This is a genomic window from Pelagibacterium sp. H642 (genome assembly GCF_031202855.1).
GTDB lineage: Bacteria > Pseudomonadota > Alphaproteobacteria > Rhizobiales > Devosiaceae > Pelagibacterium.
The window spans coordinates 3543784-3555792 of sequence record NZ_CP101829.1; the positions used below are offsets into that span (position 1 = coordinate 3543784).

Here is a 12009-nt window from a genome sequence, read left to right on the forward strand (position 1 = left end):
TCCATCACTGCACCCAGTGCACCTTGGTCAGATCGGTCGCCTGCGTCGGCGCGTTTACCCATAGGCCTTCGAGTTCCACCCGCTCCACACCCGCCTTGGCGAGCTGGAAAATATAGGCGTTGACGAAATTCTCCGAAATGTTGCGCTGCAGATCGCCCAACAGCGCGTTCCGCGCCTCAGGGTCCGCCGTACGGTTCAGCTCATCCCAGATCTCCTGGAATTCGGGCGCGCCATAGCCGAAATAGTAATCTTCGCGCCCATAGATCTCGATATCGAGGGGTTCGGTATGGGAAATGACGGTCAGATCGAAATCCCCATTGCCAAACACCTGCTCGAGCCATTGCGCCCACTCGACATTGACGATCTCGGTCTCGATGCCGACCGCGCGGAGTTGCGCCGCGATGATCTCCCCGCCCCTTCGGGCATAAACCGGCGGCGGCAGGGCCAATGACAGCCGAAGGTCTTCGCTGCCGGCTTCAGCCAAAAGCTCACGCGAGCGTTCAGGGTCATAGACCGATAGCTCGGTCAGATCGACATAGGCAGGATGATGCGGCGCGAAATGCGTACCGATGGGCGTGCCATATCCAAACATCGCGCCGTCGATCACTGCCTGTCGGTCGATGGCATGCGCAATAGCCTCGCGCACCAGCACATTGTTCAACGGCTCGCGGCGGTTGTTCATGGCCAGAATTGTCTCCCCTTCAGTGGTACCGACCACAACCTCGAAACGCGGATCGGACTGGAGCTGGATAAGGGTCTCTGGCGCGGGAAATACCGGAAAGGCGTCGACGTCCTCTGCCATCATTGCCGCAAAGGCCGCCGTGGGATCGGAAATGAACCTGAAGGTCGCGCGGTCGAGCAGCGCCGCCTCGCCCCAATAATCTTCGTTGCGCACGAGGGTCACGCTGTCTCCCTGCCGCCAGCTTTCGAATCGGAATGGACCGGTGCCGATCGGATTCGTCGTGTTGGTGTCAGCGCTTTCCGGCGCCACGATCACCGCATCCCCCCATGCCATGTTGAAGGGAAAATTTCCGTTCGGCCGCGCCAGCGTCACCACCACGGTACTCTCGTCACTCGCCTCGACGCTTTCAATATCGTCAAAGAGGAATTTCTGCGCGTTGACCGAATCCTCGCCGCGCGCACGATCGAGAGAGAAAACCACGTCCTCGGCCGTCAGCGTGCTGCCGTCATGGAAGGTCACGCCTTGCGCGATATGGAACGTGTAGACCAGTCCGTCCTCGGAAACGTCCCAGCTTTCGGCCAGTCCGGGCACGATTTGCCCGTCGGGCGCGAACCGCGTCAGCCCTTCGAAGACGTTGGCATAGACCACTTCATCGATCGCGGCTGCCGCATTTGAGGTTGGATCGAGATGCGGTGGCTCCAGCACCAGCCCCACGACGATATCGGTTCGCTGGGCGAGTGCTGGCGCTGCGGAAAATACCGCCAGAACCAGAACCGTCGCGATCCGAAGAGCTTGGCGCATCGACACTTTCCTTCCGTCCCATGGGCCGGCGGCCGATTCCCGCCGGACCGATCCACTCAACCCTTATGCGCGATCGCTCCGCAAGACAACGGCGGGCGACCTTGTGGAACATTGATGGCGGATCGACATTGTCCTTGCATTCGCCACACTTATATTGACAACGATTGAGTAACGATAGCACGAGGGGTTGGATATGGCCCGCAACGAAAACTCGCTTCTTTTCCGTCTGCGCGCCCGTCGCGCCCAAGCGGCGATGACTGCACCGGAGCCTGAGTGGATCGAGAACCTTCGCGATCTGGGCCTCATGCTGTCGGGCATCTATCAGGATCTACGCGGCGATGCGCGCGAGAGCTTCGGCCATTTCCGCCGCTGGGTAAAAGGCGGCGTGCGCAAACTTTTCTCTCCTCGCGACTGATCGGTGTCGATCGACGGAAATGATGAGGCCGGATCGTTTTCCGGCCTTTTTCGTTGTCCGCTTGCAGTTTACCCGGATCTTAAAGTCCATCGACAGGAGACGTGCATGCCCACCACCAAGATAAAATCATCCGCACTTGCCGGCTTAGCTTTGGCCTCGGCCGTGGCTCTGGCTGGTTGTTCGAGTACGGCCAACCCACCCGATACCTCTATGCCACCCCCGGTCGATTGCGGCGCCCAAGCTTTGTCCGGCCAGACAGGTCAGTCGGTGGTTGGCAGCACGCCCCAGGACGTTCGCGTGGGTGGTGAGCCGATCACGGTCCCCGGCAGCCTGCGTGTCATCACCCCAGGCATGGCCGTCACCCAGGATTTCCGCGCCGATCGCCTCAACCTTGAGGTCGATGCTTCAGGCAATCTCGTGCGCGCCTATTGCGCCTGAGCCGGTCCGGGCCGCTCGGCGGCCCGGCTCCCCCTCTTCCTTCGCACCATTTCGACGTTGTGAAGCTTCCCATCCAGCTCAATGTGAAACCTGCAGGGCCCCAGCCGCATTTCCCTCTCATTTCAGGAGGTTGTAATGCGACGGTTACTTTTGGCTTTCACATCCCTGGCGCTCACCATACCGGGCGGCTTGGCAATCGAGTGCCTGAACGGGCAATCGGCAGGCATTCTCACTGTCGAACAATGGGAACTCGGTGAGTCCCAGAGCGAAGGCGATGAAAAGGCCATCAGAGTAACCCTTCAGCCTCAGGGTGATTTGGGTATACGCCTGATCGACGGCACAATTCGCTTCGAGGATGTGCTGGGCGAGAGAATCGGGGAATTCATCCTCGATCGCGCCGAAGGCATTCCCCCCGCCCAGCCCTACATTCACGAGGATGTCGTCGCCGGCACCGTGCTCGAACGGCTTGAGCAACTCCATCCCGACGATATCGTCACCATCGCCTGCGTCAGCGCTCTCGTTTATGAGGACGGCACGCTCCACGAATTCACGCAATAATGCGCGCGACTATCATTTGCCAAAAAATCGTCACGGTTGGAACAAGCTCGGCCCCTAGAGCTTGTGCGCTTGAATGATCCTTTGGAGGACTAAACTAATGAAAAAGCTCACTTCTGCCGCGCTGATCGTTGTTGGCGCTCTCTCGCTCACCGCCTGCACGTCGACTCAGCACAACATGGCGGGTGCCGCTATCGGTGGCGCGACGGGTGCCGCCGTGGGCGGCGCGGTCGCTGGGACTCCCGGCGCGATTCTCGGCGCAGCCGGTGGTGGCGCTGCCGGCGTGGCGATTTCCGAAGAAATGCGCTGACGCCTAGACTTCGTATCATGCGAACGAATGGGGTTCGGTTCAAGCCGGGCCCCATTTTGTCCGTAGTAACGGACAACATCCAGCCGCGTTTGCAGGCGTTGAACACCTGTCATGCAACTGTCAGATCATCGTAATATTGGAGGAAAGTGGCGGGAGTGACGGGGCTCGAACCCGCGACCTCCGGCGTGACAGGCCGGCGCTCTAACCAACTGAGCTACACCCCCTTGCGTGTCGGAAGCGCTTCGGCCCCCGCAAGGTGGGCTTCGTTTAACGGGGTCCCCTGCCCAAGTCAAGCGGCTTCCCGTCCCCTTTTGCCAAGAAAATGCACTTTCCCCATTCGCGTGCTCCGACGGCACCCCAAAACATCCGTAAATCCTTGATTTAGCGCGCTCCTTTCCTTTCAAAAAACTGTCGCATGGCACCTGACACTGCTAAAATAACGTTAGCCACCTTGGTCGGAACACCGTTTATGCGACTCGATGCCATAGCGCTCGCCATCGTCATTGTCTTTGCGCTCCTCTGGCTGGGGGTGGCGATCACTGGCATGCTCTCCGTCGTGCCCTTTGGCGTGTTCGGGCTTGTTCTCATTGCGGTGATTTTTGGATTGCTGGCCGTCGTCATCCATCAGCGGCTCAACAATGCCGAAGATGACCACTACGACAGGACTGTCGACAGATAGGAGCTGCCCGATGATCGTCACCACAGCCGAAACCATCGCCGGTCGCACGATCGGCGGGACCCTGGGAATCGCTCGCGGCAACACCATTCGCGCCCGCCATGTTGGCACCGACATCGTCGCGGGCCTGCGCAATATCGTCGGGGGTGAAGTGCCCGAATACACCAAACTCCTCGCCGAGGCGCGTGAACAGGCCTATGACCGTATGGTTGTCAGCGCTCAGGCCATGGGAGCGGACGCCATTATCGCCATGCGATTCTCCATCTCTGCCATTTCCCAGGGCGTGGCCGAAATTCTTGCTTATGGCACCGCCGTCAAGCTCGACTGACTTCCAGCCAATGCCTGAACAGCTCGAAATCACATCTACGCTTTCGATTCCGCTCTCCGAGTTGGAGTTGAGTTTCGTGCGCAGTTCCGGGCCTGGCGGCCAGAACGTCAATAAGGTCGCAACAGCGGTGCAGCTCCGTTTCGACGTGCCGGCCTCTCAATCTCTTCCCGAACCGGTAAAGACGCGGCTCCTTGCCAAGGCCGGCGCCCGCGCCACGCGCGATGGCGTCATCATCATCACCGCCGATCGACACCGCACTCAGCCCCTCAACCGCGCCGACGCGCTCACCCGTCTTGCCGAACTGATCCGCTCTGCCACCATCGTCCCGCGTAAGCGTCGTCCTACACGCCCCACCCTCGCCTCCAAGCAGCGGCGGATGGATACAAAAACCCGCCGCGGCGCGGTAAAGGCCCTGCGGCAACGCAAGCCATCGGTCGATTGAAAATCGCAGTCCAAAATCTGGGAAGGCTCATCGGCCACCAACCAAAGAGCCCGCATCAAATCTTGGCTGTGAAGGAGAACCGAAATCGCCTAAAAGCGATGGTGGGCGATGACAGACTCGAACTGCCGACATCCTCGGTGTAAACGAGGCGCTCTACCAACTGAGCTAATCGCCCTTGCCGCAAAATGCGGAAGCGCGCGGGCTTGAAATATAGCCGGCGCGAACGCCGCGCCTGATTAGGCGCAATCCCCTGTCCCGTCAATAGCGGTCCGCCCAAAGCGCAGGGGAAAGAAAAGGCAAGACCCCGGATCGAAAATCGACCGGGGTCGCCAATAGCCGCTAAAAGCAGAACTTATGCGTTCAGCGCGTCCTTGAGGCCCTTGCCGGCCTTGAACTTGGGCTGGTTGGAAGCGGGGATATCGATCTCCGCGCCAGTCGCCGGGTTACGGCCCTTGGTGGCCTTGCGCTGGCTGGCAGCGAAAGTGCCGAAGCCCACCAGACGCACTTCGTCGCCGCCCTTGAGCGCCGAGGTGATGGCATCGAAAACAGCATCGACTGCCGCTGCCGCCTGGGCCTTGGTGAGATCAGCTTTCTCGGCGACCGCCGCGCTCAGATCGTTCTTGTTCATAGCGTTTCCTCACAATGATATGCCCATCCGTCAAAGGACGAGCGGAAGCGGCATCACCCTTTTACGATTCCAGGGCAAAAGCAAGGAAAACTGCGGGATTCAGGCGGTTTTGACGTGCAAAACGGCCTGAAATCCCTCTCCCCCTCAAATTGTGGCAAGCCCCTCGCGATAAAGTTAACCACAAACGCGCTCCCGCCCGACGAATCAGTCATAAACCCCGGTCTGCCTGCGATTCTCATCATCGGTCGCTATTCCATCATTGGTCCCATGGCCTGGCCCTTGATTCGCCGCCACCAGCCTCAAAGGATCATGCCAACGTGGCACCGTCGACGCATCTGCACCGATCCGGCTCCAACAAACGAAAACGGCGCCCCACAAAGGAGGCGCCGTCTGCATTTTTCGTAAGGAGATCAGTGAGGCAGTGCCGCGCCGGTGTCGTCGCCTTCGCTGGCCGGTACCGGCTTGGCGTCATCATCGAAGGTCCATTCGATCGCCTGCGGCATCTCGACAAGCGCATGCTCGAGCACTTCGCCCATCCGGCTCACCGGAACGATCTCCAGGCCTTCCTTGACGTTGGCCGGCACTTCCTTGAGGTCGCGCACGTTCTCTTCTGGGATCAGCACCTTCTTGATACCGCCGCGCAGAGCGGCAAGGAGCTTTTCCTTGAGCCCGCCGATCGGCAATACCCGACCGCGAAGCGTGATCTCACCAGTCATCGCAACGTCGTGGCGCACGGGAATGCCCGTCATCACCGAAACGATGGCCGTGGCCATGCCGATACCAGCCGAAGGTCCATCCTTGGGCGTCGCGCCTTCCGGCACGTGCACGTGGATGTCGCGCTTCTCGAAGAGGGGCGGCTTGATCCCGTAGTCGAGGGCTCTCGCACGGACGTAAGTGGCGGCAGCCGAAATCGACTCCTTCATCACGTCCTTGAGATTGCCCGTCACGGTCATCTTGCCCTTGCCCGGGCTCATGATGCCTTCGATGGTCAGCAACTCGCCGCCCACCGAGGTCCAGGCCAACCCGGTCACGACGCCCACCTGCGGCTCGGCATCGATCTCGCCATAGCGGAACCGCGGAGCACCCAGATACTCTTCAACGAGTTCGGGGGTGACCACGATCTTCTTCTTGCCGGTCAGGAGAATATCCTTGACCGCCTTGCGCATCAGGTTGGCGATCTCGCGTTTGAGGTTACGCACACCGGCCTCGCGGGTGTAACGCCGCGTCAGAAGCGTCAGGCTTTCGTCCGGCAGCTCGAACTCTTCCGCCCGCAACCCATGCTCCTTGAGCGTCTCGGGAATGAGGTGCCGGCGGGAGATTTCCCACTTTTCCTCGTCCGTGTAGCCCGAAAGCCGGATGATCTCCATGCGGTCGAGCAGCGGCCCAGGGATGTTGAGCGTATTGGCCGTCGTCACGAACATTACGTCCGAAAGGTCGAAATCGACTTCGAGGTAATGGTCGTTGAACGTCGAATTCTGCTCCGGATCGAGCACTTCGAGCAGCGCCGAGGACGGATCGCCGCGGAAATCCTGACCCATCTTGTCGATCTCGTCGAGCAGGAACAGCGGATTGGCTTTGCCTGCTTTTTTGAGCGACTGGATCACCTTGCCGGGCATCGACCCGATGTAGGTGCGCCTGTGGCCGCGGATTTCCGCTTCGTCCCGAACTCCGCCGAGGCTCATGCGGACATACTCGCGTCCGGTCGCCTTGGCGATCGAGCGGGCCAGCGAAGTCTTGCCGACGCCCGGAGGACCGACGAGGCAGAGGATCGGGCCCTTGAGCTTTCCGGTCCGGCTCTGAACGGCAAGGTACTCGACAATGCGCTCCTTGACCTTATCGAGGCCATAGTGATCGGCATCGAGCACGCCCTCGGCAAATTTAAGATCGCGCTTGATCTTGGACTTCTTGCCCCACGGCAGGTTGAGCATCCAGTCGAGATAGTTGCGAACGACGGTCGCCTCGGCTGACATGGGGCTCATCTGCTTGAGCTTTTTCATCTCGGCGTCGGCCTTCTGCCGCGCTTCCTTGGAAAGCTTGGTCTTGGCGATGCGCTCCTCAAGCTCCTGGAGCTCATTGGCGCCTTCTTCACCATCGCCCAGCTCGCGCTGGATCGCCTTCATCTGCTCGTTGAGGTAGTATTCGCGCTGGGTCTTCTCCATCTGGCGCTTGACCCGGCTGCGGATGCGCCGCTCAACCTGCAGCACACCGATCTCGCCTTCCATGAGGCCCAGCACCCGCTCCAGCCGTTCCGTGACGGACGGAGTCGCGAGAATATCCTGCTTGTCCTGAATCTTGACGGCCAGATGGCTGGCGATCGTGTCGGCCAGCTTGGAGTGCTCCTCGATCTGGGTGACCGCCGAGACAACCTCGGACGAGATCTTCTTGTTCAGCTTGACGTAGTTTTCGAACTCGGTCACCGCCGAACGCGCCAGGGCCTCGGCCTCGACTGCGTCATGGCCTTCGACCGGCAGGACTTCGGCCTGGGCCTCGAAATAATTCTCGGTCTGGACGTAGTTCTCGATCTTGGCGCGATGCAGGCCTTCCACCAGCACCTTGACGGTGCCGTCGGGCAGCTTGAGCAGTTGCAGCACCGACGCGATCGTGCCGATCTCGTAGATGCCGTCGGGCGCCGGATCGTCTTCCTGCGCGTTCTTCTGGGTGACCACCAGAATGTGCTTGTCCTCGCGCATCACCTCTTCGAGCGCGCGCACGGATTTTTCGCGCCCCACGAACAGCGGGACGATCATCGAGGGGAACACGACGATGTCGCGCAGCGGCAGGACCGGATACACCTTGTCGCGGTCGAACGGGACTGCGGAGGGTTTGGTGGTATCGGACATGGACTATCCTTTCGCCGTTGCCGGATTGGGAGGGTATGCCCGGCAACTTGTAGTGTATTGCGTTCAGTAAGCGCCTAACCCTGTGTAGGATCTGCCAACCGAAACGACTCTTCGTCCACTAAGATAGGGCAATGGCGCGGGTTCACAAGTTCGCCGCTGCCGATTTCCTCGTTTCAAGTACGGCAAAGGCGGCATGCGCTGGGCGCAGACCCTGCAAATTCGGGTAAACGAAGGAAATCTACTCTCAGAGCAGGTTGTCGTAATTGCTTTCGCATGTTTCGACCTGAACCAGGAAGCTCTCGTCATCCATTTCGGCAAGATCATAGGCAGCCGAATCGAAAATCGACCAAATCTCATCGACCTCTTCCTGCCGCATACCGTGATCCAAAAGGAGAGTGTCGATATCGGCACCTAGATCAAACGCAAGATCTTCGTAGCGGAGCGCCTCATCGCTTTCCGCCTCGTGATAATAGGATTCTTCGAAGAACAGAGCGCTGCACCAGATCGCCTGGATCATAGCCTTGTCCAGCCCGTTGACCAGTTTCGTCTGCGGCTGTGCCGTTGCGGTACCGGCGCCTGCGAGCAGCACACCGATGGCGAGTGCATATTTCGAGAGCTTCATGTCCGTCCCCTAAATCATCAGCGCTTGATCATTCAGGGACAATAATCGGCTTTACCGATCGGGAAAACCGCCACGAAGCCAAATTCCGTCTCTGGAAACGAAAAGGGTCCGAACCTTTCGGTCCGGACCCGTCATTCAGTCGCTTGGCACTGGATCAAGCGCCGGACTTCATGTCTTCCTTGGCGCGCTCTGCGTAGATATAGAGCGGCCGTACGTCTTTGTTCTCGACGACTTCCTGGCTAATCACCACTTCCTCGACACCTTCGAGCGAAGGCAAATCGTACATGGTGTCGAGCAGGATTGCTTCCATGATCGAGCGCAGGCCGCGCGCACCGGTCTTGCGGGCAATGGCTTGCCGCGCAATGGCCTTGAGCCCGTCCTCGTGGAAGGTCAGTTCCACGTCTTCCATCTCAAACAGCCGCTGATACTGGCGCACCAGCGCATTTTTGGGCTCGGACAGGATCTGCACCAGCGCATCCTCATCCAAGTCCTCGAGCGTCGCGATCACCGGCAGACGGCCAATGAACTCAGGGATCAGTCCGAACCGGACCATATCCTCGGGCTCGACCTCGGCCAGAACGTCCCCTACGCGGCGATCCTGCGGGTCCTTGACGGCAGCCGTAAAGCCGATGGAAGACCCTTCACCGCGCGCCGCGATGACCTTTTCGAGCCCGGCGAACGCGCCGCCGCATATGAACAGGATGTTGGTCGTGTCCACCTGCAGGAATTCCTGCTGCGGATGCTTGCGTCCGCCCTGCGGCGGCACGGAAGCCACGGTACCTTCCATGATTTTGAGAAGCGCCTGCTGCACGCCCTCGCCCGAAACGTCACGGGTAATCGAGGGGTTATCGGATTTGCGCGAAATCTTATCAACTTCGTCGATATAGACGATGCCGCGCTGGGCCTTGTCGACATTGTAGTCGGCGGCCTGCAGAAGCTTGAGAATGATGTTCTCGACATCTTCACCCACATAACCGGCTTCGGTCAGCGTGGTGGCATCGGCCATGGTGAAGGGCACGTCGAGAATGCGCGCCAGCGTCTGGGCCAGCAGCGTCTTGCCGCAGCCGGTCGGACCGATCAGCAGGATGTTGGATTTAGAAAGCTCCACATCCTGGTTTTTGGTCGCATGGTGCAGGCGCTTATAGTGGTTGTGAACCGCAACGGACAGCACGCGCTTGGCACGCCGCTGGCCGATCACGTAATCGTCGAGCACTTTGCAGATATCGGCCGGGCTCGGCACGCCATCTGCGGACTTGACCATCGAGGTTTTCGATTCCTCGCGGATGATGTCCATGCACAATTCCACGCATTCATCGCAGATGAATACGGTGGGTCCGGCGATCAGCTTGCGGACTTCGTGTTGGGATTTCCCGCAGAACGAGCAGTACAGCGTGTTCTTTGAGGATTCTCCGCTCGAATTTTCCTTGGACATCTAGCAACTCCGGAAGCGTTGCAAACGCTTGAGTATTCGTTTCGCCGACCTACAACGCTAGCCGACGACACATGAACAATTTGTCACTCCGACCATAAAGATCGATAAGCCGGGGCGCAATCGGCACGGGCGCATTCCTGGCGCCCGCCACCAGTTTTATATAGGGCGAGACTTATGCTCCGCCTTCGGGCAGTGCCCGCTTCTCGTGAACGTGGTCGATAAGGCCGAGTTCCTTGGCTTCTTCAGGGCTGAGGAACTTGTCGCGCTCGAGAAGGTCTTCCACCTGCTGGTACTCCATGCCGGTGTGCTTCACGTAGATTTCATTGAGCCGGCGCTTCAGATTCTCCGCTTCGCGAGCGTGAATCATGATGTCGGTCACCTGACCCTGGTAACCGCCCGAAGGCTGGTGAACCATGACACGGGCGTTCGGCAGGCAGCCGCGCATGTCCTTTTCGCCGGCGGTCAAGAGCAGTGAGCCCATGGAAGCCGCCTGTCCCAGACACAGGGTCTGCACCTTGGGCCGGATGAACTGCATGGTGTCGTAGATCGACAGCCCTGCCGTCACCACCCCGCCGGGCGAATTGATGTACATGGCGATTTCCTTTTTCGGATTCTCCGATTCAAGGAACAAGAGCTGCGCCACGATCACCGAGGCCATATTGTCCTCGACGACGCCCGTCACGAAAATGATGCGCTCTCGCAGCAGGCGCGAATAGATGTCGAAGGCTCGCTCGCCACGATTGGACTGCTCGACCACCATCGGCACGAGCGTGTTCATATAAAGATCGACGGGATCTCGCATACTGGGTAACTCCCCCGGGGAAAGATTCGGCATGTCGCCAGATTGCAGGCGAACGCTGCTTAAGGGCTGGTAAAAGTCACATAGGCTTGGCGCTGTTCGACTTCAATAGCAAGCCTCACAGTGGCCCAATTATGGCGCATGCTTAATGCCCAGCCCGGTTCACTCAAAGCTGATGGCCACGCCCTTTTTGCGGAAATACGACTGCATGAGCTTGCGCCCCTGCCGGTTGGGCTGGGCGAGCTTTACGGTTTCGAACACGGCTTCCTTGACCCCTTCGCGCGCCATGGCGGCCTTGAGGGTCGCGACATGGGCGTCGAGCTCTTCATTGTCGTTCTTGATCGAGGCGTAGATGGCGTCGATCGCCTGGGAAACGGTAAGGTCGCTCACGATGCTCTCCTTATTGATCTGCCCCTCCCTAACGAAATTTCCGGCCATGGCAAGGCGGGGGCATGGCCAGTTTGCGCTGTCGCAGCTTTACGCCAGAGGCTCAATGTCAATCTTCAAATAGGCAGTAACCGCGACGACCGGTCACGCTGACAGACCGTTCATGGTTGGATTTTGGTACAGGTGTGCCGCAAGCCGAGCCTGGCTTGATCCGGGAACCCAGCCATACCGCCGCGCGCTGAATATCGTTTAGCGCCTTGATTTTAAGCAGAGAGTTTCATGTTCAAAATCTTCCGTATCATCGCCCTCATCGAGGGCGTAACCACCCTGGCGCTGTTCCTCGTCGCCATGCCCCTGAAATACTGGTTCGACACCCCCGGCCTCGTGCCGCCGGTGGGGATGATCCATGGCTGGGCCTTCATCGCCTACATCGTGGCTATGATTGCCGCGCTTTGGGGCAAGGGCTTCACTCCGCTCGAATGGGCCCGGACGACGATCGCCTCTTTCTTCCCCTTCGGCACCTTCCTCAACGACCCCTTCCTCAAGCGCAAGCAGGCCGAACTCGAACTCGCCAGCGCATAAGCGGCTGCAACGCGGCCTTTTCGGAGCTCGCCCCTCGGGCTCGGCCCGAGGATTGCCGAGAATAAGCCCTGC

Annotated in this window: 15 protein-coding genes and 2 tRNA genes; 8 read left to right on the forward strand and 9 right to left on the reverse strand. The window is 59.5% G+C overall.

Annotation, left to right across the window (positions count from 1 at the left end; genetic code table 11):
* Positions 1-4 precede the first annotated feature (4 nt).
* A complete protein-coding gene (locus tag NO934_RS17685; RefSeq protein ID WP_309161324.1) occupies positions 5-1483 on the reverse strand; it encodes an ABC transporter substrate-binding protein in 1479 nt (492 codons plus the stop codon).
* A gap of 193 nt (positions 1484-1676) precedes the next feature.
* Here NO934_RS17685 and NO934_RS17690 point away from each other — a divergent pair, with 193 nt between their 5' ends.
* The 4 genes from NO934_RS17690 to NO934_RS17705 all read left to right on the forward strand — a co-directional run bounded on the left by NO934_RS17690 (position 1677) and on the right by NO934_RS17705 (position 3201).
* The gene (locus tag NO934_RS17690) at positions 1677-1898 is read left to right on the forward strand and encodes a hypothetical protein (protein WP_309161326.1); all 222 of its coding nucleotides are present in this window, start codon (positions 1677-1679) and stop codon (positions 1896-1898) included.
* Positions 1899-2003: 105 nt separating this feature from the next.
* The gene (locus tag NO934_RS17695) at positions 2004-2336 is read left to right on the forward strand and encodes an I78 family peptidase inhibitor (protein ID WP_309161327.1); all 333 of its coding nucleotides are present in this window, start codon (positions 2004-2006) and stop codon (positions 2334-2336) included.
* A 135-nt stretch (positions 2337-2471) separates the two neighbouring features.
* On the forward strand, positions 2472-2894 hold the full coding sequence (locus NO934_RS17700) for a hypothetical protein (RefSeq protein ID WP_309161329.1): 423 nt from the start codon (positions 2472-2474) through the stop codon (positions 2892-2894).
* Positions 2895-2991: 97 nt separating this feature from the next.
* Positions 2992-3201, forward strand: coding sequence for a hypothetical protein (locus NO934_RS17705; RefSeq protein WP_309161330.1), 210 nt, complete (start codon positions 2992-2994; stop codon positions 3199-3201).
* A gap of 147 nt (positions 3202-3348) precedes the next feature.
* On the opposite strand, the gene NO934_RS17710 is transcribed toward NO934_RS17705, so the two are convergent.
* Positions 3349-3425, reverse strand: a tRNA-Asp gene (locus NO934_RS17710).
* 245 nt (positions 3426-3670) lie between these two features.
* Here NO934_RS17710 and NO934_RS17715 point away from each other — a divergent pair.
* From NO934_RS17715 to arfB, 3 genes are read left to right on the forward strand one after another with little or no spacing between them, the layout of a single operon-like run.
* Positions 3671-3880 carry a hypothetical protein gene (locus NO934_RS17715; RefSeq protein ID WP_309161331.1) on the forward strand — a complete coding sequence of 70 codons (210 nt, stop codon included), beginning with the start codon at positions 3671-3673 and terminating at the stop codon, positions 3878-3880.
* A gap of 10 nt (positions 3881-3890) precedes the next feature.
* The gene (locus tag NO934_RS17720; RefSeq protein ID WP_309161332.1) at positions 3891-4205 is read left to right on the forward strand and encodes a YbjQ family protein; all 315 of its coding nucleotides are present in this window, start codon (positions 3891-3893) and stop codon (positions 4203-4205) included.
* A gap of 10 nt (positions 4206-4215) precedes the next feature.
* Positions 4216-4647: an alternative ribosome rescue aminoacyl-tRNA hydrolase ArfB gene (gene arfB, locus NO934_RS17725; protein WP_309161333.1), complete on the forward strand. Its 432-nt coding sequence runs from the start codon at positions 4216-4218 to the stop codon at positions 4645-4647.
* Positions 4648-4746: 99 nt separating this feature from the next.
* Here arfB and NO934_RS17730 read toward each other — a convergent pair.
* The 7 genes from NO934_RS17730 to NO934_RS17760 all read right to left on the reverse strand — a co-directional run bounded on the left by NO934_RS17730 (position 4747) and on the right by NO934_RS17760 (position 11358).
* Positions 4747-4822, reverse strand: a tRNA-Val gene (locus NO934_RS17730).
* 177 nt (positions 4823-4999) lie between these two features.
* A complete protein-coding gene (locus tag NO934_RS17735; protein WP_309161334.1) occupies positions 5000-5275 on the reverse strand; it encodes an HU family DNA-binding protein in 276 nt (91 codons plus the stop codon).
* Positions 5276-5685: 410 nt separating this feature from the next.
* Positions 5686-8115 carry an endopeptidase La gene (lon, locus tag NO934_RS17740; RefSeq protein WP_309161336.1) on the reverse strand — a complete coding sequence of 810 codons (2430 nt, stop codon included), beginning with the start codon at positions 8113-8115 and terminating at the stop codon, positions 5686-5688.
* A 244-nt stretch (positions 8116-8359) separates the two neighbouring features.
* Positions 8360-8737, reverse strand: coding sequence for a hypothetical protein (locus tag NO934_RS17745; RefSeq protein WP_309161337.1), 378 nt, complete (start codon positions 8735-8737; stop codon positions 8360-8362).
* Positions 8738-8891: 154 nt separating this feature from the next.
* Positions 8892-10169, reverse strand: coding sequence for an ATP-dependent Clp protease ATP-binding subunit ClpX (clpX, locus tag NO934_RS17750; protein ID WP_309161338.1), 1278 nt, complete (start codon positions 10167-10169; stop codon positions 8892-8894).
* A 172-nt stretch (positions 10170-10341) separates the two neighbouring features.
* Complete coding sequence (locus NO934_RS17755; RefSeq protein WP_309161340.1) at positions 10342-10971, reverse strand: ATP-dependent Clp protease proteolytic subunit; 630 nt, start codon at positions 10969-10971, stop codon at positions 10342-10344.
* A gap of 159 nt (positions 10972-11130) precedes the next feature.
* Entirely contained in the window at positions 11131-11358 is a 228-nt protein-coding gene (locus tag NO934_RS17760) for a hypothetical protein (protein WP_309161342.1), read from the reverse strand.
* A gap of 276 nt (positions 11359-11634) precedes the next feature.
* On the opposite strand from NO934_RS17760, the gene NO934_RS17765 reads away from it, so the two are divergent.
* A complete protein-coding gene (locus NO934_RS17765; RefSeq protein ID WP_309161343.1) occupies positions 11635-11937 on the forward strand; it encodes a DUF3817 domain-containing protein in 303 nt (100 codons plus the stop codon).
* Positions 11938-12009 lie beyond the last annotated feature (72 nt).

Coding starts and splice junctions, on each gene's coding strand:
- NO934_RS17705 (WP_309161330.1), top strand. CDS start 2,992: ATGAAAAAGCTCACTTCTGCCGCGCTGATCGTTGTTGGCGCTCTCTCG.
- lon (WP_309161336.1), bottom strand. CDS start 8,115: ATGTCCGATACCACCAAACCCTCCGCAGTCCCGTTCGACCGCGACAAG.
- NO934_RS17700 (WP_309161329.1), top strand. CDS start 2,472: ATGCGACGGTTACTTTTGGCTTTCACATCCCTGGCGCTCACCATACCG.
- NO934_RS17735 (WP_309161334.1), bottom strand. CDS start 5,275: ATGAACAAGAACGATCTGAGCGCGGCGGTCGCCGAGAAAGCTGATCTC.
- clpX (WP_309161338.1), bottom strand. CDS start 10,169: ATGTCCAAGGAAAATTCGAGCGGAGAATCCTCAAAGAACACGCTGTAC.
- NO934_RS17695 (WP_309161327.1), top strand. CDS start 2,004: ATGCCCACCACCAAGATAAAATCATCCGCACTTGCCGGCTTAGCTTTG.
- NO934_RS17720 (WP_309161332.1), top strand. CDS start 3,891: ATGATCGTCACCACAGCCGAAACCATCGCCGGTCGCACGATCGGCGGG.
- NO934_RS17685 (WP_309161324.1), bottom strand. CDS start 1,483: ATGCGCCAAGCTCTTCGGATCGCGACGGTTCTGGTTCTGGCGGTATTT.
- NO934_RS17755 (WP_309161340.1), bottom strand. CDS start 10,971: ATGCGAGATCCCGTCGATCTTTATATGAACACGCTCGTGCCGATGGTG.
- NO934_RS17765 (WP_309161343.1), top strand. CDS start 11,635: ATGTTCAAAATCTTCCGTATCATCGCCCTCATCGAGGGCGTAACCACC.
- arfB (WP_309161333.1), top strand. CDS start 4,216: ATGCCTGAACAGCTCGAAATCACATCTACGCTTTCGATTCCGCTCTCC.
- NO934_RS17690 (WP_309161326.1), top strand. CDS start 1,677: ATGGCCCGCAACGAAAACTCGCTTCTTTTCCGTCTGCGCGCCCGTCGC.
- NO934_RS17745 (WP_309161337.1), bottom strand. CDS start 8,737: ATGAAGCTCTCGAAATATGCACTCGCCATCGGTGTGCTGCTCGCAGGC.
- NO934_RS17715 (WP_309161331.1), top strand. CDS start 3,671: ATGCGACTCGATGCCATAGCGCTCGCCATCGTCATTGTCTTTGCGCTC.